The 25911-nt window shown below is 67.7% G+C and carries 26 protein-coding genes; 6 read left to right on the top strand and 20 right to left on the bottom strand.

Annotation, left to right across the window (positions count from 1 at the left end; genetic code table 11):
* Positions 1-48 precede the first annotated feature (48 nt).
* A complete protein-coding gene (locus NI1_RS07730) occupies positions 49-672 on the bottom strand; it encodes a TetR/AcrR family transcriptional regulator (RefSeq protein WP_157535054.1) in 624 nt (207 codons plus the stop codon).
* A 5-nt stretch (positions 673-677) separates the two neighbouring features.
* Positions 678-1031 carry an SPW repeat domain-containing protein gene (locus NI1_RS07725; protein ID WP_067816132.1) on the bottom strand — a complete coding sequence of 118 codons (354 nt, stop codon included), beginning with the start codon at positions 1029-1031 and terminating at the stop codon, positions 678-680.
* A 156-nt stretch (positions 1032-1187) separates the two neighbouring features.
* On the opposite strand from NI1_RS07725, the gene NI1_RS07720 reads away from it, so the two are divergent.
* On the top strand, positions 1188-2447 hold the full coding sequence (locus tag NI1_RS07720; RefSeq protein ID WP_245663123.1) for an NAD(P)/FAD-dependent oxidoreductase: 1260 nt from the start codon (positions 1188-1190) through the stop codon (positions 2445-2447).
* Positions 2448-2506: 59 nt separating this feature from the next.
* Here NI1_RS07720 and NI1_RS07715 read toward each other — a convergent pair whose 3' ends face one another.
* Positions 2507-2869: a DUF1330 domain-containing protein gene (locus tag NI1_RS07715; protein ID WP_067816126.1), complete on the bottom strand. Its 363-nt coding sequence runs from the start codon at positions 2867-2869 to the stop codon at positions 2507-2509.
* Between the two features lie 144 nt (positions 2870-3013).
* Between NI1_RS07715 and NI1_RS07710 the strand changes: the two genes are divergently transcribed.
* Positions 3014-3778: a glutamate racemase gene (locus NI1_RS07710; RefSeq protein ID WP_067816122.1), complete on the top strand. Its 765-nt coding sequence runs from the start codon at positions 3014-3016 to the stop codon at positions 3776-3778.
* 65 nt (positions 3779-3843) lie between these two features.
* Complete coding sequence (locus NI1_RS07705; RefSeq protein ID WP_067816119.1) at positions 3844-4083, top strand: hypothetical protein; 240 nt, start codon at positions 3844-3846, stop codon at positions 4081-4083.
* A gap of 75 nt (positions 4084-4158) precedes the next feature.
* Here the strand turns inward: NI1_RS07705 and tuf are convergent, their stop codons facing one another.
* From tuf to hppD, 7 genes are all read right to left on the bottom strand, one after another.
* A complete protein-coding gene (gene tuf, locus NI1_RS07700) occupies positions 4159-5349 on the bottom strand; it encodes an elongation factor Tu (RefSeq protein ID WP_067816115.1) in 1191 nt (396 codons plus the stop codon).
* A gap of 116 nt (positions 5350-5465) precedes the next feature.
* A complete protein-coding gene (fusA, locus tag NI1_RS07695; RefSeq protein WP_067816112.1) occupies positions 5466-7571 on the bottom strand; it encodes an elongation factor G in 2106 nt (701 codons plus the stop codon).
* A gap of 155 nt (positions 7572-7726) precedes the next feature.
* Positions 7727-8197: a 30S ribosomal protein S7 gene (gene rpsG, locus NI1_RS07690; protein ID WP_040813378.1), complete on the bottom strand. Its 471-nt coding sequence runs from the start codon at positions 8195-8197 to the stop codon at positions 7727-7729.
* On the bottom strand, positions 8197-8571 hold the full coding sequence (gene rpsL, locus NI1_RS07685; RefSeq protein ID WP_067816109.1) for a 30S ribosomal protein S12: 375 nt from the start codon (positions 8569-8571) through the stop codon (positions 8197-8199). Before rpsL ends, rpsG begins: the two co-directional genes overlap by 1 nt.
* 279 nt (positions 8572-8850) lie before the next feature.
* Positions 8851-9417, bottom strand: a complete 567-nt coding sequence (locus NI1_RS07680; RefSeq protein WP_084522777.1) for a DUF3558 domain-containing protein — start codon at positions 9415-9417, stop codon at positions 8851-8853.
* On the bottom strand, positions 9414-9950 hold the full coding sequence (locus NI1_RS07675) for a DUF3558 domain-containing protein (protein ID WP_067816103.1): 537 nt from the start codon (positions 9948-9950) through the stop codon (positions 9414-9416). Before NI1_RS07675 ends, NI1_RS07680 begins: the two co-directional genes overlap by 4 nt.
* 36 nt (positions 9951-9986) lie before the next feature.
* Positions 9987-11189 carry a 4-hydroxyphenylpyruvate dioxygenase gene (hppD, locus tag NI1_RS07670; RefSeq protein ID WP_067816101.1) on the bottom strand — a complete coding sequence of 401 codons (1203 nt, stop codon included), beginning with the start codon at positions 11187-11189 and terminating at the stop codon, positions 9987-9989.
* A gap of 138 nt (positions 11190-11327) precedes the next feature.
* Here hppD and NI1_RS07665 point away from each other — a divergent pair, with 138 nt between their 5' ends.
* Complete coding sequence (locus tag NI1_RS07665; protein ID WP_067816099.1) at positions 11328-11846, top strand: Lrp/AsnC family transcriptional regulator; 519 nt, start codon at positions 11328-11330, stop codon at positions 11844-11846.
* A 137-nt stretch (positions 11847-11983) separates the two neighbouring features.
* Here NI1_RS07665 and NI1_RS07660 read toward each other — a convergent pair whose 3' ends face one another.
* The 9 genes from NI1_RS07660 to NI1_RS38710 all read right to left on the bottom strand — a co-directional run bounded on the left by NI1_RS07660 (position 11984) and on the right by NI1_RS38710 (position 22537).
* Positions 11984-12628 (bottom strand): GntR family transcriptional regulator, encoded by a 645-nt coding sequence (locus tag NI1_RS07660; protein ID WP_067816097.1) that lies wholly within the window; start codon positions 12626-12628, stop codon positions 11984-11986.
* Between the two features lie 27 nt (positions 12629-12655).
* Positions 12656-13648, bottom strand: coding sequence for an isopenicillin N synthase family dioxygenase (locus NI1_RS07655; RefSeq protein ID WP_067816095.1), 993 nt, complete (start codon positions 13646-13648; stop codon positions 12656-12658).
* Between the two features lie 26 nt (positions 13649-13674).
* The gene (locus NI1_RS07650; RefSeq protein WP_067816092.1) at positions 13675-14838 is read right to left on the bottom strand and encodes a nitrate ABC transporter substrate-binding protein; all 1164 of its coding nucleotides are present in this window, start codon (positions 14836-14838) and stop codon (positions 13675-13677) included.
* Positions 14839-14880: 42 nt separating this feature from the next.
* Positions 14881-15669, bottom strand: coding sequence for an ABC transporter permease (locus tag NI1_RS07645; protein WP_084522776.1), 789 nt, complete (start codon positions 15667-15669; stop codon positions 14881-14883).
* Positions 15666-16481 (bottom strand): ABC transporter ATP-binding protein, encoded by an 816-nt coding sequence (locus NI1_RS07640; RefSeq protein ID WP_084522775.1) that lies wholly within the window; start codon positions 16479-16481, stop codon positions 15666-15668. The genes NI1_RS07645 and NI1_RS07640 overlap by 4 nt, the downstream gene beginning before the upstream one ends.
* Before the next feature lie 105 nt (positions 16482-16586).
* A complete protein-coding gene (locus tag NI1_RS07635) occupies positions 16587-17927 on the bottom strand; it encodes an amidohydrolase family protein (protein ID WP_067816089.1) in 1341 nt (446 codons plus the stop codon).
* Between the two features lie 390 nt (positions 17928-18317).
* Positions 18318-19427: a winged helix DNA-binding domain-containing protein gene (locus NI1_RS07630; RefSeq protein ID WP_067817882.1), complete on the bottom strand. Its 1110-nt coding sequence runs from the start codon at positions 19425-19427 to the stop codon at positions 18318-18320.
* Between the two features lie 69 nt (positions 19428-19496).
* Complete coding sequence (locus tag NI1_RS07625) at positions 19497-20471, bottom strand: NADPH:quinone oxidoreductase family protein (protein WP_067816086.1); 975 nt, start codon at positions 20469-20471, stop codon at positions 19497-19499.
* An 83-nt stretch (positions 20472-20554) separates the two neighbouring features.
* On the bottom strand, positions 20555-22537 hold the full coding sequence (locus NI1_RS38710) for a serine/threonine-protein kinase (protein ID WP_067816084.1): 1983 nt from the start codon (positions 22535-22537) through the stop codon (positions 20555-20557).
* Positions 22538-22717: 180 nt separating this feature from the next.
* On the opposite strand from NI1_RS38710, the gene NI1_RS07615 reads away from it, so the two are divergent.
* Positions 22718-23491 (top strand): acyl-[acyl-carrier-protein] thioesterase, encoded by a 774-nt coding sequence (locus NI1_RS07615; RefSeq protein ID WP_067816081.1) that lies wholly within the window; start codon positions 22718-22720, stop codon positions 23489-23491.
* Positions 23492-23590: 99 nt separating this feature from the next.
* The gene (locus tag NI1_RS37795; protein WP_157535003.1) at positions 23591-24064 is read left to right on the top strand and encodes a hypothetical protein; all 474 of its coding nucleotides are present in this window, start codon (positions 23591-23593) and stop codon (positions 24062-24064) included.
* 58 nt (positions 24065-24122) lie between these two features.
* Here the strand turns inward: NI1_RS37795 and NI1_RS07600 are convergent, their stop codons facing one another.
* Entirely contained in the window at positions 24123-25790 is a 1668-nt protein-coding gene (locus tag NI1_RS07600; RefSeq protein ID WP_067816072.1) for an FAD-dependent oxidoreductase, read from the bottom strand.
* Positions 25791-25911 lie beyond the last annotated feature (121 nt).

Here is a 25911-nt window from a genome sequence, read left to right as displayed (position 1 = left end):
AGCCATAACAGGGCGGCCGGGGCGCCGATCGGTGAAACGAGCCGGTACTCAGCCCAACTGCGTCATGCCCGCCGCCACGACCTGGGCCACATTCATCACCTCATCGGCGGTCGGCAACGTCAAACCATCCAGCGCGTGCAGGCGATCGGTACTGGCGATGGCGAACATGGCCGACACCCACGCGGCCGCGCACGCGCGCAACGTACCCGGCTGCACCGGCACCGGCGCACTGGCCTGCAACACCCGGGCCGTCACATCCAGCAGCTGATCGCGCATACGGCGCAATTGCTTCCGCACATCCGGGTGGGTATCGGCCTCGCGCCACATGATCACCCGCAATACCGAGGAATGATGGTCGCGCAGATTCACCGCGGCATCCAGATTCACCAGACTCTTCGCCGGATCACCCGAGACGACCACCTCGAAAATGTCGTCGATCGGCTGCGGCGGCACCCGCTCCACCATCAAGGCCGACAGGATCGAATCCTTGGTGGGGAAGTAATAGAACACCAAACCCTTGGGAACGCCGGCCGCGGTCGCTATGGCCGCGGTCGGCGTGGCATCGAACCCCTGTGCCGCGAAAAGGGTTTCGGCGGCATCCAGGATGAGCTGACGGGCGTCGCCATCGGTCTTCTTGCTCCGGCGACGCCCCGCTCGGGGGGATCGAGGCATCTGCATCAGTGATGCGTCACCGCGTGCAGACGACCCGACACCGCCGGCATCGCCGCCAGTGCCATCACCACTGTCAGCGCGCCTACCACCCATGCGGTCCACGAGGCACCAGTGTAGTTATCGAAGCTCATCGCCCAGGGGGAGACGAACAACAGCACACCGAGCAGGCCGAGGGCGTAATCGGCGGTGGCGGAGCGGACCTTGGCCATGCGGCCGAGTCCGGTGGCGGCAATGAGCACGCCCAGGACCACGAGGGTCCACCAGGCCTTATCACTGTGCGCGACCCAGAGGGGGGACAGGGCGGTGAAAGCGCCGAGTACTACAGCCACAGCGTCCTGTGCGCGGCTCTCGGTGAACATGATGTGCCTCCTTAAAGGCTGAGGGTATGTCCTACCTTCCGTTGTATTCCTGATTGACCGCCCGATCAATAAATGCCCGGCTACGATTCAGCACCAGCTCGGGTGTGGTGCGGGACACAGCGCCGCGTGCCACGATGAACAGATATGGTTTGCGCTATGTCACAGTCGGTGGAACACGTTCTAATTGTTGGCGCGGGGCTGGCGGGCCTGCGCACCGCCGAAGAACTCCGCCGCGCTGGTTACGAGGGCGAACTCACCATCCTGGGCGACGAGGACCGGCCCCCGTACGACCGGCCGCCACTGTCCAAACAGTACGTTCGCGGCGAAACCGACGACACCGCGCTGCGGCCCGCCGAATTCTTCGTCGAACAGCGCATCACGCTCCGGCTCGGCACCGCTGCCACCGGTGTCGATACCGCCGCCCGCGAAGTGACGCTGGCCGACGGCGAGCGCATCGGCTACGACCAGCTCGTCATCGCCACCGGCCTGCGCCCGCGCCGCATCCCCGGCCTGCCCGCGGCCCGCGGCGTCCACGTGCTGCGCTCCCACGCCGATGCCGCGGCCCTGCGCGAACACCTCGCTACCGCATCGCACGCGGTCGTGGTCGGCGGCGGTTTCATCGGCTGCGAACTCACCGCCAGCTTCCGCGCCCGCGGCCTGGAGGTGACCCTCGTCGAACCCCAGCCCACTCCCCTGGCCGCCGCCCTCGGTACGGAGATCGGCGGTTTGGTGGCGCGGCTGCATCGCGAGGAAGGCGTGGACCTGCGCTGCGGCATCGGGGTCGCGGGCATCGTCACCGCGCCGACCGGCGGCGAATCCAGCGCGGCCGCGACGCCCTCGGCAACCGGAAACGACAGCGACGCAGCCGAATCCACGGTCGTCACGCGCGTGCAGCTCAGCGACGGCAGCGTGGTGGACGCCGACCTGGTGGTCATCGGCATCGGGTCCATCCCGGTCACCGACTGGCTCGCCGACTCCGGCATCCCGCTGGCCGCACCCGCCGAAGGCGGCGGCGTGATCACCGACGAAACCGGGCGCACCGCCGTGGACGGCGTCTGGGCCGTCGGCGACGTCGCCTCCTGGCCGCACGCCACCGGCCGCAACAAACGCGTCGAACACTGGACCAACGCGGGCGAACAGGCCACCCTGCTGGCCGCCGCCCTGCTCGGTGCGGATATGCCTGCGGGCGTACAGGTTCCATACGTCTGGAGCGACCAGTACGACATGAAGATCCAGGTCCTCGGCATCCCCGCACTGGCCGACGAAGTCCAGATCATCGAAGACAAAGGCCGCAAATTCCTCGCCCACTACTTCCGCGCCGGCACCCTGGTAGCGGTGGTCGGCGCCTCCATGACCGGCAAAGTCATGAAAATGCGCGCCCAACTAGCCGCCGGAGTCGCCGCCGCCGTCAGTTGACCCGTCGAGTGGCACACCAGTGCGGTGTATTCGGACGAATCCCGTCAACGGTGTGCCACTCAACTTGCGGCACCCGGCTGCGGGCTGGTCGCGGCGCGGAGTTTGGCGGCGCGTTCGCGGGGGTGGTAGTCGGGTGGGACGCCTTCGATGAGGAGGAGGTCGCCGTCTATGTGGTCGGTGCGCAGGTGGATGATCTCGCGGTAGGCGGGTGAGGCGTACCAGGCTCGGGCGCTGTCCAGGTCGGGGAATTCGATGAGGACCATGCTGCCGGGCCAGTCGCCTTCGACCACTTCGGCGGGTGGGCCGTGGATTACGAAGCGGGCGCCGAAGGGGTCCAGGGTGTCTTGGACTCGCTCGATGTATTCGATGATCTCCGGATGCGGGCGGCGGGTGCGCAGGTGGGCGAAACCGTAGGCGGACACGGGTACTCCTCGGGGTCGGATCGACTTTTCGAAGGTAGGACCGGGCGGAGCGGGAGCCAATTACCTCGCGGGTAAAGGGGCTCCGGGCGGGTTCGGGGACCCGCGGTTCGCGTCGGGGCGGGCCCTTTCATTACCGTGACTGGTGTGATCGTCGCGCTCATCGATTCCGGCCTGGGGCTGCTGCCCACGGCCGCATGGTTGCGGAAGCTGCGGCCCGATCTCGATCTGCTGCTGCAAACCGATCCCGACGGTGCGCCGTGGGGGCCGAAGCCCGAGCAGTGGGTCGTCGACCGGGTCCTCGAGACCGCGCGCACCTCCCTGCGCGAAGGGGCGGAAGTCATTGTGTTGCCCTGCAATACGGCCAGTGTGACGGCGCTCGAACAGGTGCGGGCCGAGGTCGGGCCGGAGGTGCCGGTGATCGGCACGGTGCCGGCCATCAAGCCGGCGGCCGCCGCTTGCCGGAAGGTTGCCGTCTGGGCGACCGCGGCCACCACGGCCAGCGCGTACCAGGCCGATCTCATCGCCAAATTCGGCGGGGACGCGGAAGTCACCGGCGTGGCGTGCCATGGGCTCGCCGATGCCATCGACCGTGGGGATCTGCCTACCATTACCGAGGCCATTGCCAGCGCGGCCGCGCGCACCCCGGCGGGCACCGAAGGCATCGTGCTCGGCTGCACCCATTACCCGCTGGTTCTCGATGCCATCCTGGCCGCGATTCCGCCCGGCGTGCGGATCTTCGACAGCGCCGAAGCCGTCGCGGGACAGACCCTGCGCCGCCTGGACGCGCTGGGCCGGCCCACCGCCGGATCGGGCACGGTACGAGTGCTCTCCTCCGGCCGTCCCGGTGAATTGCCCAGTGCCGCAGCGGCTTTCGATTCGGGACTACTGCTCGGCGCCTTGGCTGTCTGAGGAACAGCGCGCCGCTTCGCCGCCGTGACCCGTTTAACCCACTCCTGCCCGGGCAACACCCCCGCATGAGTGAAGAGGAACAACGGGTTCACGAAGAATCCGCGGAACAGGATGATGCCCGGCAGATGATCCCGGAGCCGGAAATCGAGGATAAACACCGCGAGAAAGCCCACGAGATGGCCGAGTCCTACAAGGACGAGCGCCCGCTGACCGTCATGCCCGGCACCGACGGCATGGTCTCCGGCACCGCGGTCACCGATTGGGTGGACGACCAGGGCGAGCCGATTTTCGATCGCGAGAACTGAAACGCAAACGGCGCCGCCCCTTTCGGAGCGACGCCGTCTGACAGCGATTCAGCGAATCACAAGTGGTTCAACGAATCACTTGATGATCTTGGTGACGCGACCGGCACCAACGGTGCGGCCACCCTCACGGATCGCGAAACGCAGGCCCTCGTCCATGGCGACCGGCTGGATGAGCTTGACGCTCATCTCGGTGTTGTCGCCGGGCATGACCATCTCGGTGCCCTCGGGGAGGGTCACGACGCCGGTCACGTCCGTGGTACGGAAGTAGAACTGCGGGCGGTAGTTGTTGAAGAACGGGGTGTGGCGGCCACCCTCGTCCTTCGACAGGATGTAGGCCTGGCCCTCGAACTCCGTGTGCGGAGTGGTGGTGCCCGGCTTCACGACGACCTGGCCGCGCTCGACATCTTCACGCTTGATGCCACGGACCAGCAGACCGACGTTGTCGCCCGCCTGGCCGTTGTCCAGCAGCTTGCGGAACATCTCGATGCCGGTGATGGTGGTCTTCGTGGTCTTCTCGCGGATGCCGACGATCTCGACTTCCTCGTTCACGTTGACGATGCCACGCTCGATACGACCGGTGACGACGGTGCCACGACCGGTGATCGTGAAGACGTCCTCGATCGGCATCAGGAACGGCTTGTCGGTCTCACGGACCGGGTCCGGGATCGACTCGTCGACGGCGTTCATCAGTTCGATGATCGACTCGGTCCACTTCGGGTCGCCCTCGAGCGCCTTCAGACCGGAGACGCGCACGACCGGCGCATCCTCGTCGAATTCCTGGCCGGCCAGCAGTTCGCGGACCTCCATCTCGACGAGCTCGAGGATTTCCTCGTCGTCGACCATGTCCGACTTGTTCAGCGCGACCAGGATGTAGGGCACGCCGACCTGACGGGCGAGCAGCACGTGCTCGCGGGTCTGCGGCATCGGGCCGTCGGTGGCGGCCACAACGAGGATGGCGCCGTCCATCTGGGCCGCACCGGTGATCATGTTCTTGATGTAGTCGGCGTGGCCGGGGGCGTCTACGTGGGCGTAGTGGCGCTTCTCGGTCTGGTACTCGACGTGGGAGATGTTGATCGTGATACCACGAGCCTTCTCCTCCGGAGCCTTGTCGATCTGGTCGAACGCGAAGGCCGCGTTCAGGTCCGGGTACTTGTCAGCCAGCACCTTGGTAATCGCCGCGGTCAGCGTGGTCTTGCCGTGGTCGACGTGACCAATGGTGCCGATGTTGACGTGGGGCTTCGTCCGCTCGAACTTCGCCTTCGCCACTGTTGTCCTCCTGGACTAGTTAGTGCGTGCTTTTTTGCAGCAGTGCGGTTTGTATTACAGGGGGTCGTTCGACGACCGATTCGGGACGGATTCTCGCAAACCCGTCCCGAGTGCGATTACTCGCCGGTCGCCTTGGCGATGATCTCCTTCGACACGTTGGCCGGAACCTCCGCGTACGAATTGAACACCATCGAGAAGTTCGCCCGGCCCTGGGTCTTGGACCGCAGGTCACCGATGTAGCCGAACATCTCAGAGAGCGGAACCAGCGCCTTCACGACACGGGCACCACTGCGTTCCTCCATGGCCTGGATCTGGCCACGGCGGGAGTTCAGGTCGCCGATCACTTCGCCCATGTAGTCCTCGGGCGTGGTGACCTCGACCGCCATCAGCGGCTCGAGGATCACCGGACCGGCCTTGCGGGCCGCTTCCTTGAGGGCCATCGCACCCGCGATCTTGAACGCCATTTCCGAGGAGTCGACCTCGTGGTAGGCGCCGTCGAGCAGGGCGGCCTTCACGTTCACCAGCGGGAAGCCGGCGAGCACGCCGTACTGCATGGCGTCCTGGATACCCGCATCGACCGAGGGGATGTACTCACGCGGAACGCGGCCACCGGTGACCTTGTTCTCGAACTCGTAAGTAGCGCCGTCCTCGGCGTCGACCAGCGGCGCGAGCGAGATGATGACGCGGGCGAACTGACCCGAACCACCGGTCTGCTTCTTGTGGGTGTACTCGTACTTGTCCACCGTCTTGGTGAGGGTCTCACGGTAAGCGACCTGCGGCTTACCGATGTTCGCCTCGACCTTGAACTCGCGCTTCATGCGGTCGACGTAAATGTCGAGCTGGAGCTCACCCATACCGCCGATGACGGTCTGGCCGGTCTCCTGGTCCAGCTTCACGTTGAAGGTGGGGTCCTCCTCCGCGAACTTCTGGATCGCGGTGCCCAGCTTCTCCTGGTCGGCCTTCGTCTTCGGCTCGATGGCCACCTCGATGACCGGATCCGGGAAGGTCATGGACTCCAGCACGATCTGGTTCTGCGGATCGCACAGGGTGTCACCCGTGGTGGTGTCCTTCAGACCGATGACCGCGTAGATGTGGCCGGCCACGGCCTCGGGAACCGGGTTCTCCTTGTTGGAGTGCATCTGGAACAGCTTGCCCAGACGCTCCTTCTTGCCCTTGGTCGCGTTGATGACCTGGGCGCCGGAGTCGACCTTGCCGGAGTACACACGGACGTAGGTCAGCTTGCCGAAGAAGGGGTGCGTGGCAATCTTGAACGCCAGCGCCGCGAAGGGCTCGTCCGAGGACGGCTTGCGGGTCAGCACTTCCTCTTCCTTGCCGGGGACGTGGCCGGTAACCGACTCCACGTTCAGCGGCGAGGGGAGGTAGTCGACGACGGCGTCGAGCATGGGCTGAACGCCCTTGTTCTTGAACGCCGAACCGCACAGCACCGGGTAGAGCTCGGAGTTGACGGTCATCTTGCGGATGGCGCCCTTGATCTCCTCGATCGAGAGCTCCTCACCGCCGAAGAACTTCTCCAGCAGCGCCTCGTCCGACTCGGCGACGGTCTCGAGCAGCTCCTGGCGGTACTGCTCGGCGCGCTCCTTGAGCTCGGCCGGGATCTCGGTGACCTCGTACTGCTCACCGAGCTTGGTCTCGCCGCGCCACACCTTGGCGTTGTTCTCGACCAGGTCGACGATGCCCTCGAAGGTGTCCTCGGCGCCGATCGGCAGCTGGATGACCAGCGGCTTCGCGCCCAGGCGGTCCTTGATGGTCTGCACGGTGAAGTAGAAGTCAGCGCCGAGCTTGTCCATCTTGTTCACGAAGCAGATGCGCGGCACGTCGTACTTGTCGGCCTGACGCCACACCTGCTCGGACTGCGGCTCGACGCCTTCCTTGCCGTCGAACACCGCGACAGCGCCATCGAGCACGCGCAGCGAACGCTCCACCTCGACGGTGAAGTCGACGTGACCCGGGGTGTCGATGATGTTGATCTGGTTGTCGTTCCAGTAACAGGTCGTCGCGGCGGACGTGATGGTGATGCCGCGTTCCTGCTCCTGCGCCATCCAGTCCATGGTGGCGGCGCCATCGTGAACTTCACCGATCTTGTAGGTGATACCGGTGTAGAACAGGATGCGTTCGGTGGTGGTGGTCTTGCCCGCGTCGATGTGGGCCATGATGCCGATGTTGCGGACCTTGTTCAGGTCGGTGAGCACTTCCTGTGCCACGGAAATCTTCCCCGCTCGTAGCTAGTTGGGATTCTCGGGAAGGCTCCGGATTTTTCCGGAGGCCATCGGTGTCAACGTCGGGCGCAGCGCGTAAGTGCCGCGCCCGACATGTGACTCGTTTCCCGGCAGCTCCGAACGGAGGGCCGGGCCACAGGTCACCAGCGGTAGTGCGCGAAGGCCCGGTTCGACTCGGCCATCTTGTGGGTGTCCTCGCGACGCTTCACCGAAGCTCCGAGGCCGTTGCTGGCGTCCAGCAGCTCGTTGGCGAGACGCTCGACCATGGTCTTCTCGCGACGAGCGCGGGAGTAGTTGACCAGCCAGCGCAGCGCCAGAGTGTTGGCGCGGCCCGGGCGAACCTCGACCGGAACCTGGTAGGTGGCGCCACCGACGCGGCGCGGCTTGACCTCGAGGGCGGGCTTGACGTTGTCCAGCGCGCGCTTCAGGGTCACGACCGGATCGGTGCCGGTCTTCTCACGAGCCTGCTCGAGGGCACCGTAGACGATGCGCTCGGCGGTGGACTTCTTGCCGTCCAGGAGGATCTTGTTGACGAGCTGCGTCACCAGCGGCGAGCCGTAAACCGGGTCGTTGATCAGGGGACGCTTGGGAGCGGGGCCCTTACGCGGCATTAGCTCTTCTCCTTCTTGGCGCCGTAGCGGCTGCGGGCCTGCTTGCGGTTCTTGACACCCTGGGTGTCGAGCGAGCCGCGGATGATCTTGTAGCGCACACCCGGGAGGTCCTTCACACGACCGCCGCGCACGAGCACCATCGAGTGCTCCTGGAGGTTGTGGCCCTCACCCGGAATGTAAGCCGTGACCTCGACCGCGCTGGTCAGGCGAACACGCGCGACCTTACGCAGCGCGGAGTTCGGCTTGTTCGGGGTCGTGGTGTACACGCGGGTGCACACGCCACGACGCTGCGGACTCCCCTTGAGGGCCGCAGTCTTGGTCTTGGCGACCTTGTCGCGGCGACCCTTGCGGACCAGCTGGTTGATGGTTGGCATAGACCGGCTTTCCTTATTAGTAACCAGGTGTCTGGAACTTCATGTCTTTGTCATTCGAGCGTTCCGCCCAGTTCACGTGGCATTTCGCGTCCACGAGGTCGGGCGTGTCATACGCAGCGCATAAACCCTTTTCAGGGCACGCTGGAGCGGTCAGCCGCTCTCGCTGGCCTACGTACTGCGCACAAACCTGCCCGAATGCTTCCGGGCACAGCGGTCCACGATACTCGGTGCCGTTTTCGGGGGCAAAAAGGGGTCCCTCGAGCACGGCTGGTAGAGCCGTTATCGGGCCAGGTTCAGGGTCAATTCCACCAGCTTCCGGGCCCCTTCGCAGGGGTCGGGGTGGCTGGAGCCGGCTCGATAGTTGATCCACCATCCGACGATGCCGGTGTCGGCGGCCGGTGCGCTCACTCCGCACGAGTCGGCATCGTTGGGCCGGCGGGTTTCCAGCGATCGGCGGCCCTGCACGGTTATGTCGTTCGTCACATAACCGAGCCGATCGTTGTTCTGCTTCTCGTTGCTCAGCGAGCCCTCTTCGTACCAGCTGAGCGTCACCATGCCGCTGCCGATGCTGCCGCCGTCCAGATCCCACATGCAGACCGCTCCGTTGAAGGAGGGGTTCACGTAGGTGCCTTCGCCGACCGCCTTACCGATCTCGTCGAGCGAGACCACTTCGCATTCGCGCAGCAGTTTGTCGAAATTGGTGTTGATCTTGGAACTGCCGCCGGTGCCGGAGCCGGCCGGGAGCGCGGTGCCGGGGACGGTCTTGCCGCAGGCCCCCAGCGTCGCCGTCAGGCCGAGCACCGCCAGCACGACCGCGCCCTTACGCCGCATATCGCGTCCCCTCATGAGCCGAGCCGCTGCACGGTCAGTTCCGCCATCTTGCGGGTGCGGTCACAGGGATTGCCCTGATTGCTCACCCCGAAGACGCCGTAGGACATGGACCATTCGAAGAAGTCGTCGTCGAGCTGCACCGCCAGATCGCAGACGCTGCCGCGCGGGTCCAGGGCCTGGAAACCCTTCTTCCCGCCCACCTCGATGGTCTGCGGATCGCGGCCGACGCTGTTCACCCACGCCTTCTCGCGATCGATGGGGCTGCCGCGGTACGAGGCGAAGGTGACGCTGGCGGAGCCGACGCCGCCGCCCTGCCAGTTGCAGCCGACCGCGTTCTTGAACACCCGCGAGACGCTGCCGAGGCCGCCGAGATCGCGCACCTCGTCATCGGTGAGGTGACCGCATTCGCCCACGAACGGGCCGAGCGTCGCGACCTTCGGCGGGGCTTTCACCGGCCCGGACGGCATGCCCGAATCGTCGCTCCCCCCGCAGGCCGACAGCAACAGCGCGAGGCTGAGCCCCGTGACAAGCGCCGACGTCATCCGCATGCCCCCACCCTACTGGCCGGGCAATTGGCGCGGGGCTCAGAGGTTTCCGCGTGCGTCCTGTTCGCGTTCGATGGCCTGGAACAGGGCTTTGAAGTTGCCTTTGCCGAAGCCCAGGGATCCGTGGCGCTCGATCAACTCGAAGAAGACCGTGGGCCGGTCGGTGATGGGTTTGCAGAAGATCTGGAGCAGGTAGCCGTCCTCGTCGCGATCGACCAGGATGCCGCGGCGCTGGAGTTCGTGCACCGGCACCCGCACGTGGCCGATGCGGGCGCGCAGTTCCGGATCCTCGTAATAGGTGTCGGGGGTGTCGAGGAATTCGATTCCCTCCCTGCGCAGTACGTCGACGGCGGTGAGGATGTCGTTGGTGGCCAGCGCGATGTGCTGCACGCCCGGTCCGCGATAGAACTCCAGGTATTCGTCGATCTGCGAGCGTTTGCGGCTGGGGGCGGGTTCGTTGAGCGGGAACTTGACGCGATGGTTGCCGTTGGCGACGACCTTGCTCATCAGCGCGGAGTAGTCGGTGGCGATGTCGTCGCCGACGAATTCGGCCATGTTCTCGAATCCCATGACGCGGCGATAGAACTCGACCCATTCGTCCATCTGCCCGAGCTCCACATTGCCGACCACATGGTCGATGGCCTGGAAGATGCGCGTGGGTGCGCCGGGCCGGTTGCGGTATTCCGAGCTGCGCGGCTGATACCCGGGCAGGTACGGCCCGTCGTAGCGGGAGCGGTCGACGAGGGTGTGCCGGGTCTCACCGTAAATGGCGATGGCCGCCGAGCGCACGGTGCCGTACTCGTCGGATTCGTCGTGCGGTTCTTCGAGCACGGTCGCACCCTGTGCGCGAGCGCGCGCGATGCACCGGTCCACGTCCGGCACCTCCAGGGCGATGTCCACCACCCCGTCCCCGTGCCGATCGTGATGCCCGACCAGCGGGCTGTCCGGGTTCACCGCGCCCTTGACCACGAATCTGGCTCCGCCGCTGCGCAATACGAACGCCTTGTGATCGCGGTTGCCGGTCTCGGGGCCCGAGTACGCCTCCAGCCGCATGCCGAAGGCGGATTGCAGGTAGTGCGCGGTCTGGGTGGCGTTGCCGACCGCCCAGACCAGCGCGTCCCAGCCGAGGACGGGGAAGGGGTCGGCGGCGGCATCGTGGTCCACCAGTCCGACGAGGCGGCGCAGTTCGTCGTCACCGGGAAGGTCACCGGAGCGGGGGGCGGCGGGCGTCTCGATGCTCATGTACTCAGGAAACTTCCGGCGGCGGCGACTAGGCAATATCGCCGAGATTCACTGGACACTCTGGTGAATTGCGTCACCTGGAGGCGCTGGGTGCTGGACAATTTGAATAGGAGCATCGAGCGCGAGCGGAGGTCCGCCATGGGACGCACACCCGCCAGACTGGACGAACTGGATCTGGCGATTCTGACGGCCATGCACGACTACCAGAAGGCGGGGATCCTGGAGCTGTCCCGGCGGACGCGGGTGGCGCGGGCGACGGTGCAATCGCGCATCGCGCGCATGGAGGAGGCGGGGGTGATCTCCTCCTACGATCCCCAGATAGATGTCACCGCAGCGGGTTTCGACGTGCAGGCGTTCGTGACCTTGGAGATCGCGCAGGGCGCGCTGGATGCGGTGGCGGCCGATCTCGAAGCGATTCCCGGGGTGCTGGAGGCGTACGCGACCACCGGCTCGGGTGATGTGCTGTGCCGGATCGGGGCGGACTCGCATGCCGGATTGCAGAGTGTGCTGCTGAGCATCGACCGCAGTACGGCGGTGACGCGCTCACACAGCGTGATCGTGCTCTCGACCGTGGTGCCGCAGCGCACCCTGCCCCTGTTACGCACTCTCACCCCGGCGGGATCCAGCAAGGCCCCTGCCTACCGCACCGCGCACTGATCCTTTCGTCATTCCGGCGTGCTCTTGGCCGGAATCTCACGGGCTACCGGTGAGATCCCGGCCAAAAACATGCCGGGATGACGAGGGGGACTCCCTGGATGACGAGGGTTCGCCGGATGACGAGGGCCGTACCCGCTTCAGCGGCGGTCGATGCGGGTGATGAGGCCGCAGACGTGGGCTTCGGCGGCGGTGCGGGCGTCGGCGGGGTGGCCGGATTCGAGGGCTTCGAGAATGCGGCGGTGTTCGCGCAGGGCGGTGGTGCGGTTGCGGGGGTGCTGCCAGAGGTCGCCGCGGTAGAGGTGTGCCTGGGCCTCCAGGCGGGCGAGTTCGTCTGCGAGCGTGCGGTTTCCGGAATGGTCGCGGATGAAGGTGTGGAATTCCAGGTCGAGGGCGGCGTCACGGGTGGGGTCGGCGTTGTCGCGCAGGTGCTGTTCCTGGATGGCGAGCATGGTGGTGAGCTTGCCGAGGTCGGCTTCGGCGAGCCGGGTGGCCGCGCCGGCGGCGGCGAGTCCGTCCAGGACGGCCCGGACGGCGAGCACCTCGCGGATCTGGGCGTCGTCCACCACGGCCACCCGGGCTCCCGCGTGCGGGACGTTCACGGCCAAGCCCTCGTAGATGAGTTGCTGGACCGCTTCGCGAACGGGGCTGCGGCTCACGCCGAGTCGCGCGGACAGGGCGAGCACGCTCAGCGGTGCGCCCGGTTCGAGTTCGCCGGACAGGACGAGCTGGCGCAGCTGCCGGTGCACGGTGAGGCCGAGTAGCTCGCCGTCCGGTTCGGTCATGGGGGATCCTTCCTGATCGGTTCGAAATTACCCTTGCGGCCGGTAATTGGCCTGCACGCGCTGGGTGAGGAAGTCGGCGGCGGTCACGGGCGGGTACACCCCGCGCGGGCCCGCGATGACGGCGTCGCGGTCGGCTTGGGCGAAGTAGGCGATGGAGTAGCGGTCGCCCTGGTATTCGTCCGCGCCGGGACTGCGCACCCGATGGAAGTTGGAGGGCAGCAGGTCATCGCTCCAGCGGGTGAGCATATCGCCGATATTGCAGGTGATGAGCGCGGACGACGGGGTGATGGAGGTCCATTGCTGGTTCTCCATCTCCTTGCCGGGGCACACCTGCAATCCGCCTTGGCCGTCGCGCTGGAAAAGCAGTGTGAGGCAGTCGAAGTCGGTGTGCGCGCCGGCTCGCCAGCGGCCGGGTACGTCGCGCAGCTCGGGCGGGACGGCGAAGTAGTGCAGCAGGCGCAGGGTGGACTGATATTCGGGTGATTCCGGATCGTGGGCCGCGGTGAAGTGGTCGCGGGGCAGTCCGAGCCGGTCGGCGAAGCAGGAGAGCACCCGCATGGCGACGGTCCAGCAGTCGCGTTCGAATTCCAGTATGGCGCTGACGAATCCGGGCAGTTCGGTCTCGCTGGGCCACAGCCCGGTCATGTGCGGGCGGGTGATCTGGTACGACTCCTTCTGGTCCGGGACGCCGATCGAAGGCCGCACCTGGCTCAGGCTTTCCCAGCCCGAGTTGTTCGCTTTGACGAGCGGGTACTGCGATTTCACCGATTCGTCGAGGGCGAAGAAGTCCGCCGTGCGCCCGAAGACGGCATCGATGCGGTCCTGCGGGATGCCGTGGCCGGAGAGCTGGAAGAAGCCGATCTCGGTGGCGGCGGTCCAGAGCTGTTCGGTGATCTCGGCGCGACGCTCCTCGAAATCGGTGAGGTCGATGACGCGGATCTCGCGGGCGTCGGTCTCCTCCCCCACCCCGCCCATGCGCTGTTCGCGGGCGACTTCGGACAGGTCGTAGCTGATGGTCATCGGATCTCCTTGCGGTCGAAGGGTTTTCACCCGGCGGTGACGGTGCGGTCCAGGAATTCGGTGTTGACGAGGTCTTTCGCGGTGAGCCCGGCGGGTACGTCCGCCCCGCCGCGCCGCAGGATGGGCGCGAATTCGTCGATGACCCGCTGCACCCGGGCGGTGTCGAAGCTGCCGATCACGCCGTCGGAGTCGGGGCCCACCAGCCCGTTGTCGATGAGCGTCCGGGAGCCGAAGGCGGCCAGGGCGGCGCTGTAGGGCGTGAACTTGGGCGACTTGGCGACGACATCGACCACCACATCGTCGACGTGACTCGGGTCGGCGCGGAATTCGGCTGTGGCCCTTTGGATCATGGGCACCAGGCGTTGCAGGCAGGGGCGCAGTTCGTTCAGTTTGTCGGCGCGGACGTTCACGGTGCGGGCGTAACCCTCGTAGCCGACATCACGCAGCAGCTGGTAGGCGATCGGCTTGTTCCAGGCCCGCACCTCGTGTTCGTAGACGTACGGTTCGGAGTTGGCGAAGCCCTGCTGGGCGAAGCTCGGATCGGTGACGAACCGGGAGGGTGAGTTGTCGTAGGAGGCGTCGAGCTGGCGGGCGTTGACCAGCCCGCGCGCCACCAGCCAGTCCGGATAGAGCTGGCCCTTCGAAACCACCACGGGCGCACCGGCTTTGCCGATATCGGCGATGCCGTGCCAGTCCGGATGCGATTTCGGATCCCACAGCAGCATCTGCGGGCTGTAGCGCAGCAGGGTGGTGACGGCGACCAGCGGCTGCTTCGCCGCGGCGGCGATGGCGTGCTCGGAATGGGCGAGCCCCAGGGTGATCGAGGGGTCCACGTACATCTGCGACGGCACCGACTGGAAGCCGATGGCCGGGCCGCCCGCGCGGATCTCCAGTTGCACGCCGGTGTCCTTGCCGCCGGCCACCAGCGGGCCGGTGACCTTGCTGTTGTCGGCGTCGACGCGATAGCCGGGGCCGAGCAGGCCGAAGATCGGACCGGAATCGGTCTCGGGTTCCCATTGCAGCTGGACGGTGACGGTTGCCGGGCAGACGCCGCCGAGTTGCTGTTCGGGTGCGGCCGGTTCGAGAGCGACCGCGGGGGTATCGGTTTCGGTGCCGGAGCAGGCGGTGGCGACGGTGACCACGAGCGCGGTCAGCGCGGCCACACCGCAGCGGCGCAACAGGGTGTGCATGAGTTCTCCACAGGGGGTTGATAATTCGCCGGAGCGCGGGGATCAGCGGCCGGAGGCGTGCCAGCGGCCGACGGTGAGGCGCTGGGCGGCGGTGAAGATCGCGAAGACGGTGACGCCGAACAGTGCGGCCAGCACCAGCGCGGCCAGCAGGTCTTCCGATTGCAGCCGGGCGCGGTAGGTGTCGAGCAGGGTGCCGATACCGGGTTGCCCCTTGGCGAAGAACATGTCGCCGATGACGGCCCCGGTCACCGAGAGGCCGGCGGCGGTGCGCAGGCTCGTCATGATGGAGGGCAGGGCGGCGGGCAGTTCCAGGGATATCAAGCGGCGCAGGCGATTCGCGCGGCCGAGCGTGAAGAGTTCGCGCAGGTTGGGGTCGACCGATTGAATGCCGAACAGGGTCATGGCGATGATCGGGTGCACGGCGATCAGCACGCACACGATGGTCCGCGCGGTGGGTCCGTACCCGAACCAGAGGCCGATCAGCGGTACCACCGCGAGCACCGGGATCGCCTGTAGGACAACCGCGTACGGGTACACCACCCGCTCGAATATCTTGGCCTGGCTCATGAACACCCCGACCGCGATGCCCAGTACCGCGGCGACCGACAGACCGGTCACCGCGATCCGGCCGGTGACGGCCAGGGCGCGCAGCATGGTCTCCAGTTTGGCGGGGTCGCTGAGTGATTCGGCGAATACCGTGTGCGGCGGCGGCAGCAGGAAGCGGCGCTCGGGGGCGAGCAGCACCAGCGACACCAGGTACCACGCGCCGAGGGCGAGTCCGGTCGAGAGCAGCGGCACCGCGACTTTGCGCGGCAGGGCGAGCGGGCTCATCGGCAGGCCGCCTGTAGCGAGTGCGATACCCGGGACACCAGGTCGTTGAAGGCCGGGTCGAAGCGCAGTTCGCGGTCGCGCGGGTACGGCAGGTCGATGTCGATCACCTCGTGCACCCGGCCGGGGCGCGCCGACATCACGACCACCCGCCCGGCCAGGAATACCGCCTCCGAGACCGAATGGGTGATGAACAGCGCGGTGAAGGCATTGTCGCGGTAGAGGCGCAGCAGTTCTTCCTGCATATCGAGGCGGGTGATCTCGTCGAGCGCGCCGAACGGTTCGTCCAGCAGCATCAGCCGCGGCTCCAAAGCCAGTGCGCGGGCCAGGGATACGCGCATGCGCATGCCGCCGGAGAGCTGGCCGGGCAGCTTGCCCGCGAAATCGGCGAGGCCGACGGCCGCCAGGGCGCGGATGGCGCGGGCGCGGCGGGTGGCGCGGTCGATGCCCTGTAGTTCGGCGCAGAGTTCCACATTGCGCAGTACCTTGCGCCAGGGCAGCAGGGTGGCGTCCTGGAAGATGAAGCCGACCGAATCCGCTTCCACCGCAATGGTTCCCGTGCTCGGCGTCTCCAGCCCGGCCGCCAGTCGCAGCAGGGTGGATTTGCCGCAGCCGGAAGGGCCGACGACCGCCACGAATTCGCCGGCGCGCACCTCCAGGTCGATCCCGGTCAGCGCGGTCACCGAGTCGGAATCGTCACGGCCGTAGCGCTTTCCGATGCCGGCGAAGGCGATCGCCGGCGCTTGCGGGCGGACGGGCGGCGGGGTGGTTCGCACCGGGGCGGTGCCGGTCTCGGGTCCGGACAACAGGACCATCGGACTCACCTACTCTCGATCAGATTGCGTGCACTGTGTGCATGAGTCCAGTGTTATCGACGGGGATTACATGCAATCGAGTCACTGTTTCCAGTTGATTAACTGTCATTGCATGTGATTCAGGCGCTTCGCCAGATCCGCGGCGTCGATCCGGGTGCTGCGGCCGTCACGCAGTACCGCGTCGCCGTCCACCCACACCGTGTCCACCACCCGCGGCGAGGCGGTGGTGAGCAGGCTCGCGCCCGGATCGCGCACCGGCAGGCAGGCGAAATCGCGATCGAAGCGCAGCAGGGTGAGGTCGGCGCGGTCGCCCACCGCGAGGCCGTCGTGGGTGGCCGGATCGCCGAGCGCGCGGGCCGCGCCCCTGGTGGCCAGCCGCAGCATGGCATCGGAATCCAGCAGGTCGGCGCGGCGATGCGTGACGCGTTGCAGATACGCGCCGATACGCAGCGCCAGCAGCATGTCCTGGGTGTCGTTGCTGGCCGCGCCGTCCACGCCGAGGCCCACCCCCACCCCGGCGGCCAGCATCTCCGGCACCGGGGCGACGCCGCTGCCCAACCGCATATTGCTCAACGGGTTGTAGGACACCGAGACTCCGCGTTCGGCGAAGCGCTCGCGGCCGGGTGCGTCGAGGTGGCAGCAGTGCACGGCCAGGGTGCGCGGGCCGAGCAGGCCGCCCGCGTCCAGGTAGTCGACGGCCGAACGGGCTGCATGCAATCGGCACATGTCGTCGTCGGTGGTGGTCTCCAGCAAATGAATGGAGAGGGTCTTGCCGGTGCGCGCGGCGAATTCGCGCACCTCGGCCATGCCGTCCGGGGTGAGGCAGCGCGGGTTCGGCACTGCGAGCGCGGTGCTGATCCGCGAATCCGCCAGGCGCGCATCCAGATCCGCGATATGCTCGAAGACCTGCGAAAGCGGTTGCAGCAGGCGCGGATCCATTCCCCACTTGCGCGAGGAATCGGATCTGTCCGCCAGGCCGCGCCCGAACACCACCCGGATACCCAGTTCGTCCAGCGCCCGCAACGCGGCGTCGTGCACCTGCTCCGACGGGTTCGGCCACATGTGCTCCACCACGGTGGTGACCCCGCTGCGCAACAGCTCCAGCCCGCCCGCGAGCGCCGCCAGATAGGTCTGTTCCGGGGTGGCGGCGACGGTGAATTCGCCGACGCAGTGCAGCCATTCGAGCAGCGGCAGCCCCTCCCCCGCCCCGCGCAGCACCGACTGTTGCAGGTGGGTGTGGGTGTTCACGAAGCCCGGGATCAGATGCCCGCCGCTGCCGTCGGTACGCGGCAGCCCCCGATCACGACCGGCACCCGGCCCGAGCGCGGTGATCCGGCCGTCCTCGATCACTACATCCAGGCCGGACGACCAGCGCGGACCTTCGGGAGTGGCGGCGTAGACGGTCACCGACTCGATGACGGCGGACAGCGGCGAATTGCGCACCATGCGGCATTCCTCCAGGAAATGCGGCTGGTTCGCCCACCGTATTCCGATGGTGCCCCGCGCCCGTTTCAGCCATGAGCGCCGTGCCGGAAAGCCTAGCGCCGCCGCATTTCCCGCGCGTTAAAGTTCCCTCACACACCCTGCGCACCCCGGCACCCGCTCGACCATGCCGGCGCGGTCCGGCACCCGATGGCCGACAGCCCGAGCCCCCGCCGCGTGGCCGAAGCCCGGGTGGACAGAAGCCCAGTGGCCCGAAGCTCGGTGGCGGGTAGCCGATCGCGGGTAGCCGGTGCGCGGAGCGACGCTATCCCGGCATGCGAAAGGTCGGGCACCTCATCGGCGGAGTGCCGCTCGGCCGCGAGCCGGTCGCCGGAGCGGAGTGCGATCGTCGGTTCAGGGCCGCAGGTCCGCGCCGACGTCGAGGATCTCCACGCTGGGGGTGCGGTCGGGTTCCACGAATCTCAGCAAGGCATGGGCTTCGGTTTCGACCTGGGCGCGTTCGGTGCGGGTCCAGTCCCGGCCGGGAGTGATGCGTAAGCGGGCGGCGCCGCGCTCGGGGAAGATCTTGTAGGTGCCGGCGAGGAAGCCGTCCACCAGGATCGGGGAGAGCTGGGTGGCGAAGGCGCGCAGGGGCGGGGCCAGGCCGTCGGGGACGATGCGGGTGCGGTCCTGGTGTGAGAGCACGGCATTGTCGTACCAGCCCAGCAGGCGCACGGGCGCGGGCAGATCCGGGTCGGCGAGCTCGGCGTCGGCGGCGTCGTAGAGGGTGCGGCCGCGCTCGTCGGTGTAGGTGCGGACGCGGTCGCCCAGGCGCGCCACCGCCGGTTTGAGGTTGGTGAGCTTGGACCAGGTCTGCATGTCCATGGTGGTCGCCGGGCCGAAGGCGCGTAGGTAGCGCAGCAGCAGTTCCTCCAGGGGATAGTCCGGGTCCAGAGGTGCGCCGAGCCACGGTTCGACGCGGGACCAGACCGGGCGGCTGCTGTCGCGCCAGCGGCCGCGCGGCGGGGTTTGCAGGACCGGGAGCTGGTAGAGCCAGGTTTGCAGGATGGCGCTTGGATCGCGGTCCGGGTAGATCTCGGCCGCGCGGGCCCGCAGTTCGGCGGCGGCCATGGGTTCGGCGCCCAAAACCTTCTCACCGTGGGCGCGGACCTCGTCCGGATCCAGGCCGACCATCGCGCCGTAGTTGAATCCCTTACGGAACGGGATCTTTTCGAGCTCCGGCTGGATGTGCGGGGCGATGCGCAGGGCGTCCGGCGGGGTGACCAGGTGAATCGTGCCGCGCATCAAGGTGATTCGCACCAGGGTGCGGTCATCGAGTCCGGCCGAGATGGCGGCCGGATCGAAATCCGTTGTGCGGCTCCACATGGCGAGGAAGGGCGGCAGCATATCCTGCGCCTGCAACCCGATCAGGTGATCGCACAGGTCGGCGACGCCCAGCTCGGACCGCTCCAGCAGGTGCTGGCGGGCCAGCAGGGTGCGGTTCAGGACCCGGGTGGAGAGCATCACGTTCGCGACGCTACGGCACCGCGCCGGCACTGTCGCGCCCCGTGATCACGGGGCGCGCCGGGCCGATCAGCGGATGGTGACGACGACCTTGCCGGTGGCGGTGCGCTGATCCAGTGCCGCAACGGCTTCGGCGGTGTGCGCGAGGGTGTAGAGGATCGGTTCCGGCGGGTTGATCTTGCCGTTGGCGAGCAGCGGCTCCACCTCGGCCCACTGTTCCTGGAGGTAGCCGGGGTGCGACATCACCCATTCGCCCCAGGCCGCGCCGACCACCTCGACGTTCTTGAGCAGCAGGCGATTCACCTTCACGGTGGGGATCTCGCCGGCGGTGAAGCCGACCACCAGCAGGCGGCCGCCGCCGGCCAGCGAACGGATGCTGTCGGTGAAGCGGTCGCCGCCGACCGGATCCAGCACGATGTCCACGCCGCGCCCGCCGGTCAGTTCCTTGACCGCGTCCAGCCAGCCGTCGGTGAGCACCACATCGGTGGCGCCGTTGTCGCGGGCCACCTCGGCCTTGGCCTCGGTGCTGACCACCGCGATGACGCGGCCCGCACCGAGCGCCTGCGCCATGCGCAGCGTCGAGGTGCCGATACCGCCCGCCGCGCCGTGCACCAGCACCGTCTCGCCCTCGGCCAGGCGGCCGCGATTGCGCAGGCAGAAGTGCACGGTGAGGTCGTTGAACAGCACGCCCGCACCGGACTCGAGCGACACGTTGTCCGGCAGCTTGAACACCATCTGCGCGGGCGCGACGGCGACCTCGGCGGCGGCATTGCCGAGCAGGGTCAGCGCCACCACCCGGTCCCCGGGCGCGACATGCGCATCCGCCGGGGCCTCACGCACGATGCCCGCCACCTCGCAGCCGACCACATACGGCAGCGGCGGCTTCATCTGATAGAGCCCGCGGGTCATCAGCACATCGGGGAACGCGATACCCGCCGCGTGCACATCGATGACCACCCCACCCGGATACGCCGCGGGTTCGGGAACCTCCAGCAACTCGATGGATTCCGGGCCCTCCAGCTTGCTCACGACGGCTGCGCGCATTCCCGATCAACTCCGATCAATCCACCTGCGGATACCAGCCGAACGTAACCGATCGCCCAGTCCGTTGCCAATGCCCCGCCGGGTCAGCGGTGCGCGTACTCGATCATCGTCTCGTTCGCGGCGACCTTCCCGCTCTTCTCGGTGATGACGAGGGCCGAGGAGGTGATGCGGTACTGGGTGCCGTCCTGCGGGTTGGTGACGGTGAAGCCGCCGCTGCCGTCGGAGGTGGGGTCGTCGAGTTCGATGCCCGCGCCATCGCTGATGCGGACGCCCTTGTAGTAGTAGCGGCCGACCCCGGTGCGGCAGATGAGCACGCGGGACGCGGCGGTGCGGCCGAGCGCGATGGCCGGGTTGTCCGAATTGCAGCGCGGTCCGCCGACGAAACCCTGTGTGTCCGTGCCGGATACGCTCCCGACCCACGGGGCCAGGGTGGTGGTGACGGCCGCCGTGGTGCTCCGCCCGCCCGCCGTACCGCCGCCGGCCGAACTGCCGCCCGCCTGGTCGCCGTGCGAACGGGTCACCGAAGCCGCCGAATTCGTGGCGCTGTCGCTGCCGCTCCACTTGCCGGACACCAGCACCCAGCCGAGAATCACGCCCAGCAGCAACACCACCCCCACCAGCGCCCCCACCAGCATCGGCACCGAACTCCGCTCCCGCGGCGGCAAAGGCAAAGGCGCCGAAGGATGTTCACGCGGCCCGGCGAACGCGGCCGGCCTGCCGATCTGCGTCGCCACATACTCTTCGGGCAGCGGCGAATACCCGCCCCGCGCCCCCGGATGATCCTCCGGCAACGGCGAATACCCACTCCGCGTCGGCGCGTACTCCCCCGAGCCCGCAGCCGCATAACCGCCCGTCCCAGGCGATTGCGCACCCTGCGGCGAATAACCACCCGGACCCGTGGGATTCGAGCCCTGCGGATGATCCACCGGCGCCGATGAATGACCCGCCGACGGCGAGTAATCGGCCGGGCCAATGGAATATCCACCCGCCGGCGGATGGACCGGACCCGAGCCGCTCCCGCCCTGCGGCGGATAGTCCACCGGTCCCGAAGCGCTCGCGCCTTGCGGTCCCGCGACCGGCGTGCCGGTACCTCCACCCTGCGACGAATAAGCGGCCGGACTGCCCTGCACATCGATGGGGGCGGACGGGGAGCCCGGCCACGGTCCGGGGGCGGGTGAATGTTGTTGCGGGGCGGGCGGGTACGGCACTGCGGTGGGGGCGGCTTCGCCGGGGAGGGCGGTGCGCAGGGCAGCGCGCGCGGCGCGGGCGAGCTGGCCGGCGGAGGTGTAGCGGTGGCGGGGGTCCTTCGCCATGCCGGTGGCGATGACGTGGTCGAGGGAGCCGGGGACGCCGGGGTGGCGGCTGGGGCTCGGGGGTGGGGTGAGCATATGGGCTCGGATGGTGCCGAGATTGCTTTCGGTGCGGAAAGGGGGTGTGCCGGTGAGGCATTCGTAGAGGACGCAGGCGAGAGCGTAGATGTCGGAGGCGGGGGCGACGGCGGCGTGGTGTTCGAAGCGTTCGGGGGCCATATAGGCGAAGGAGCCGATGGTGCTGCCGGTGCTGGTCAGCTGGGCGTCGGATTCGGTGTGGGCGATACCGAAATCGACCAGGTAGGCGAAGAGTTCGCCGGTGAGAATGATGTTGCCCGGTTTGATGTCGCGGTGCACCAGGCCGGTTTCGTGGGCGGCGTCCAGTGCGGCGGCGACCTGTTCGACCACCGAGACGGCGTCCGCGGGCGGCATCGGGCCGTCTTCGTGGATGTACGCCTTCAGGTCGCGGCCGCGCACCAGGCGCATGTCGATGTAGAGGACGCCGTCGACCTCACCCCAGTCGTGCACGGGGATGACATGCGGTTCCTGCAACCGCGCCGCGGTCCGTGATTCGCGCCGGAAGCGCTCCACGTAGGTGGCCGACTTGGCGAGCTCGACATCGAGCAGCTTGATCGCCACCACGCGATCGCGCACGGTGTCGTACGCCTCGTACACCTCGCCCATGCCGCCGACGCCGAGCAGTCGCCGCAACTCGTACTGCCCGAACCGCGCACCGGCCCGATCGCCTGCGGCCACCCGTCGCCTCCCCGTCGTCAGCCGTGTCACCCGCAAGGCTACGGCCCGCCGCCGCCGAGTTCCACGTCTCGAGCAAGTACACCCGACTCGACGCGTGTGTGCGACGCCCGCACCGTAAAGTCTTGTTTCAGCAAGCACCGCACGAAACGCGGCACACCCAGTGCAGCGCGAGGAGCACCAGTGTCACTCGATCAGCCACTCGCCCCGCTTCCCCAGGAGGGCTCGGGGTTCTCCGCGTCGTGGCCGGTCCGGGCCGGCGATGTGGACCCCTATCAGCGGCTTCGTTTCGACGCCACGGCCCGCTATCTCCAGGACATCGCCTGGGAGGAAATGCATTCCGGGGCCTTCGAGGTCTCCGATCCGGCGTGGATCGTGCGCCGCACGGTGATCGATGTGGTGCGCCCGATCCACTGGCCGGACCGGGTGCAGCTGACCCGCTGGTGTTCGGCCATGTCGACGCGCTGGACCAATATGCGGGTCCGGATCACCAGCGAGAACGGCGGATTGATCGAGACCGAGGGGTTCTGGATCAATATCAACGAGTTCACCAATATGCCGACCCGGATCAGTGACGACATGCTGGCCCAGCTGTCGCGCACCACCGACGAGCATCGGCTGCGGTGGCGGCCGTGGCTGACCGATCAGACGCCGCCGGAGAACGACACCGATCTGCCGTTCCCGGTGCGCTCCACCGATATCGACCAGTACAACCACGTGAACAACGCCGCCTACTGGCAGGCCGTGGAGCAGTATCTGGTCGATTACCCGAAGCTGGTGGCCGGACCGCATCGCGCGGTGATCGAGTACATCGCACCGGTGTGGGCGCGCCAGCACATCGCGGTGCGCAGCCGGTACGAGCCGGGCGACCGGACCGGGCATCCGACTCTGCGCCTGTGGTTCGTGGTCGGCGGCGTGACCACCACCGCCGTGCGGATCGGGCCGCTGCCGAGCTGAGTCCGCCGGGCGCCCGCACCGGCCCGGGAATCGGCCCCAGGCCCGACATTCCCGGCGAAATGGCCGTCGCTGAAAGTTTGCCTGGCAGACTCGCCCGGTATGAGACTCGCGCATTTCACCCTGCTGGCCGCCGCGCCACTACTGGTAGCCGGGCTGACCGCGTGCGGTCACTCCTCGGATTCGAAGGACGCCGCGAAGACCACCACCGGTGCGTCCGCCACCGCCACCTCGGCGCCGGCGCCGACCACGACTTCGAGTCCGAAGCCGTTGCCGCCCAATCCGATCACGACATCGCCACCCAGCACCACGACTTCGCCGGAGCGGATCGGTGATGCCGACTGCGGCGCCGTCATCGACGCGGGAGGCGGCACTCGCACCGTGATCGCGGTGGGCACCCCGGCGGGTCGCGTCGGCTGTACGGAGGCCATCAATGTGGCCACGAAGTATGTGCAGACCATCAGCGATACCGATGTGATGGTGGTCGACGGCTGGCAGTGCAATGCGCAGCCCGATCCGGCGGTCCCGTCCATGTGCGCCAAGGACGGCCTGCTCATCGACCTGCGGGCGAGCTGAGCCACGGAACGAGTGCGGCCCCGTCCGAAAGGGCGGGGCCGCACTCGTTCTCCGGTATCTACCCCTTGGCGGCCTTGAGCAGGTCCTCGAGGCTGGTGAACTTCACGCGGGGGCGACCGGCGGCCTTGCCCGCGGTCTTCTCCGCCTGGTCGATGGCCTTCCAGCCGTCCCGGCCGACCTGGTCCGGCTGCCGTTCGGTGAGCAGCGCGTCGAGCGCGGCCCGATCCGCCTGCGGCGCAGCCAGTTTCCCGGCCGTGAAGTCCTCGATGAGCTGATCGACGGTCTCCTGCGAATCGACCCGGTTGGAGCCGATGACGCCGCGCGGCCCGCGCTTGATCCAGCCGGAGACGTACACGCCCTGAACCGTGTTGCCGTCCAGCAGCACTCGGCCCTTGTCGTTCGGGATGACGCCGCGGTTCTCGTCGAACGGCACATCGGCCACGGGCTCGCCCTTGTAGCCGATGGAGCGCAGCACCAGCGAGGTGGTCAGCACGCCGGTCCGATCCGAGGCGACGGCCCGGGTGACCCCGTTCTCCTGCACCAGATCGTTGTGCACGTACTCGATCGCCTCGACCTTGCCCTCGCCGGTGACGGCGGTGGGAGAGACCAGGTAGCGGAACACGATTCGCTTGTGGTCCGGGTTGCGCTTCCCGGCGGCGTACTCCTGCGCCAGGGTGTACTTGAGCCGCAGCGACGGCTCGACCTCGGCATCGTCCAGCTCGGCCTGCGAGGCGGGATCGAGCTCCAGGTCGACGGGATCGACGAGCACGTCGACGCCCTTCAGGTGCCCGAGCGCCAGGAACTCCGACGAGGTGTAGGCGGCCTGCAACGGCCCGCGCCGGCCCAGCACCACGACTTCCTTGATATTGCTGCGGCGCAACGCATCGAGGGCGTGATCGGCGATATCGGTCTTGGCGAGTTCGTCCGGCGAGACGGTGAGCACGCGCGCCACATCGAGGGCCACATTGCCGTTGCCGACGATGACGGCCCGCTCGCCCGAGAGATCGAATTCGCGATCGGCGAAGTCCGGATGCCCGTTGTACCAGGCCACGAACTCGGTGGCGGAGTAGGAACCGGGCAGGTCCTCACCGGGCACGCCGAGCTTGCGGTCGGTGGCGGCGCCCACCGCGTAGATCACCGCGTGGTGGTGCCGCAACAGCTCTTCGTGCGAGATGTGCTTGCCCACCTCGACATTGAGCCGGTATTGCAGCGCCTCGCGCCGGAACGCGGACTCGAAGAGCGAGGCCACCGACTTGGTGCCCGGGTGGTCGGGCGCGACGCCGGCGCGCACCAGGCCGTACGGCGTGGGCAGCCGGTCGAACAGCTCGACCTCGACGTCGGCGCGGCGCAGCAGTTCCTCGGCCGCGTAGCAGGCGGCCGGGCCGGCGCCGATGACGGCGACGCGCAGGGTGCCCAGGTCCTTGGGCGCGCGGCTCGGGGCGACGAGGGGCTCGAAGTTGGATTCGAGCGGATGCCGCTGGAAGTACGCGGCATTGATGTCGCGGAACCGGGCCAGCGATGCACTCAGGTCGTCCTCGGAGAAGATCGCGTCGACCGGGCAGGCGTCGACGCAGGCCCCGCAGTCGATGCAGGTGTCCGGGTCGATGTAGAGCTGTTCGGTGGTGGCGAACTCTCGTTGCTCCGGAGTGGGACGAATGCAATCGACCGGACACTCGGGTACGCAGCTGGCGTCGTTGCAACAACGCTGCGTGATCACATAGGCCATATCTCGCAGATCCTCGAAACAGTCGCGTGGTGCTACTCAGCTCGGGTTCGAGCAGGGTCGGTAGAACACGTTCTAATATAGGCGGCGTTCCGGTGCGTGCCAGCCCCGGTGTGACGCCACC

The sequence above is a fragment of the Nocardia inohanensis NBRC 100128 genome, from assembly GCF_001612945.1.
In the GTDB taxonomy this organism is placed as follows: Bacteria; Actinomycetota; Actinomycetes; order Mycobacteriales; family Mycobacteriaceae; genus Nocardia; species Nocardia inohanensis.
Note: the sequence above shows the minus strand (reverse complement) of the source record. Positions and strands in the feature narration are given on the sequence as shown.

Coding starts and splice junctions, on each gene's coding strand:
- NI1_RS07625 (WP_067816086.1), bottom strand. CDS start 20,471: ATGCGCGCAGCCGTCGTGAGCAAGCTGGAGGGCCCGGAATCCATCGAG.
- NI1_RS07665 (WP_067816099.1), top strand. CDS start 11,328: ATGGGACGCACACCCGCCAGACTGGACGAACTGGATCTGGCGATTCTG.
- NI1_RS07650 (WP_067816092.1), bottom strand. CDS start 14,838: ATGCACACCCTGTTGCGCCGCTGCGGTGTGGCCGCGCTGACCGCGCTC.
- rpsG (WP_040813378.1), bottom strand. CDS start 8,197: ATGCCGCGTAAGGGCCCCGCTCCCAAGCGTCCCCTGATCAACGACCCG.
- NI1_RS07680 (WP_084522777.1), bottom strand. CDS start 9,417: ATGAGGGGACGCGATATGCGGCGTAAGGGCGCGGTCGTGCTGGCGGTG.
- NI1_RS07705 (WP_067816119.1), top strand. CDS start 3,844: ATGAGTGAAGAGGAACAACGGGTTCACGAAGAATCCGCGGAACAGGAT.
- NI1_RS07645 (WP_084522776.1), bottom strand. CDS start 15,669: ATGAGCCCGCTCGCCCTGCCGCGCAAAGTCGCGGTGCCGCTGCTCTCG.
- NI1_RS07600 (WP_067816072.1), bottom strand. CDS start 25,790: ATGGCCTATGTGATCACGCAGCGTTGTTGCAACGACGCCAGCTGCGTA.
- NI1_RS07725 (WP_067816132.1), bottom strand. CDS start 1,031: ATGTTCACCGAGAGCCGCGCACAGGACGCTGTGGCTGTAGTACTCGGC.
- rpsL (WP_067816109.1), bottom strand. CDS start 8,571: ATGCCAACCATCAACCAGCTGGTCCGCAAGGGTCGCCGCGACAAGGTC.
- NI1_RS37795 (WP_157535003.1), top strand. CDS start 23,591: ATGAGACTCGCGCATTTCACCCTGCTGGCCGCCGCGCCACTACTGGTA.
- NI1_RS07720 (WP_245663123.1), top strand. CDS start 1,188: ATGTCACAGTCGGTGGAACACGTTCTAATTGTTGGCGCGGGGCTGGCG.
- NI1_RS07635 (WP_067816089.1), bottom strand. CDS start 17,927: ATGGTGCGCAATTCGCCGCTGTCCGCCGTCATCGAGTCGGTGACCGTC.
- NI1_RS07655 (WP_067816095.1), bottom strand. CDS start 13,648: ATGACCATCAGCTACGACCTGTCCGAAGTCGCCCGCGAACAGCGCATG.
- hppD (WP_067816101.1), bottom strand. CDS start 11,189: ATGAGCATCGAGACGCCCGCCGCCCCCCGCTCCGGTGACCTTCCCGGT.
- NI1_RS07660 (WP_067816097.1), bottom strand. CDS start 12,628: ATGACCGAACCGGACGGCGAGCTACTCGGCCTCACCGTGCACCGGCAG.
- NI1_RS07630 (WP_067817882.1), bottom strand. CDS start 19,427: ATGCTCTCCACCCGGGTCCTGAACCGCACCCTGCTGGCCCGCCAGCAC.
- NI1_RS07640 (WP_084522775.1), bottom strand. CDS start 16,481: ATGGTCCTGTTGTCCGGACCCGAGACCGGCACCGCCCCGGTGCGAACC.
- NI1_RS07730 (WP_157535054.1), bottom strand. CDS start 672: ATGCCTCGATCCCCCCGAGCGGGGCGTCGCCGGAGCAAGAAGACCGAT.
- NI1_RS07675 (WP_067816103.1), bottom strand. CDS start 9,950: ATGCGGATGACGTCGGCGCTTGTCACGGGGCTCAGCCTCGCGCTGTTG.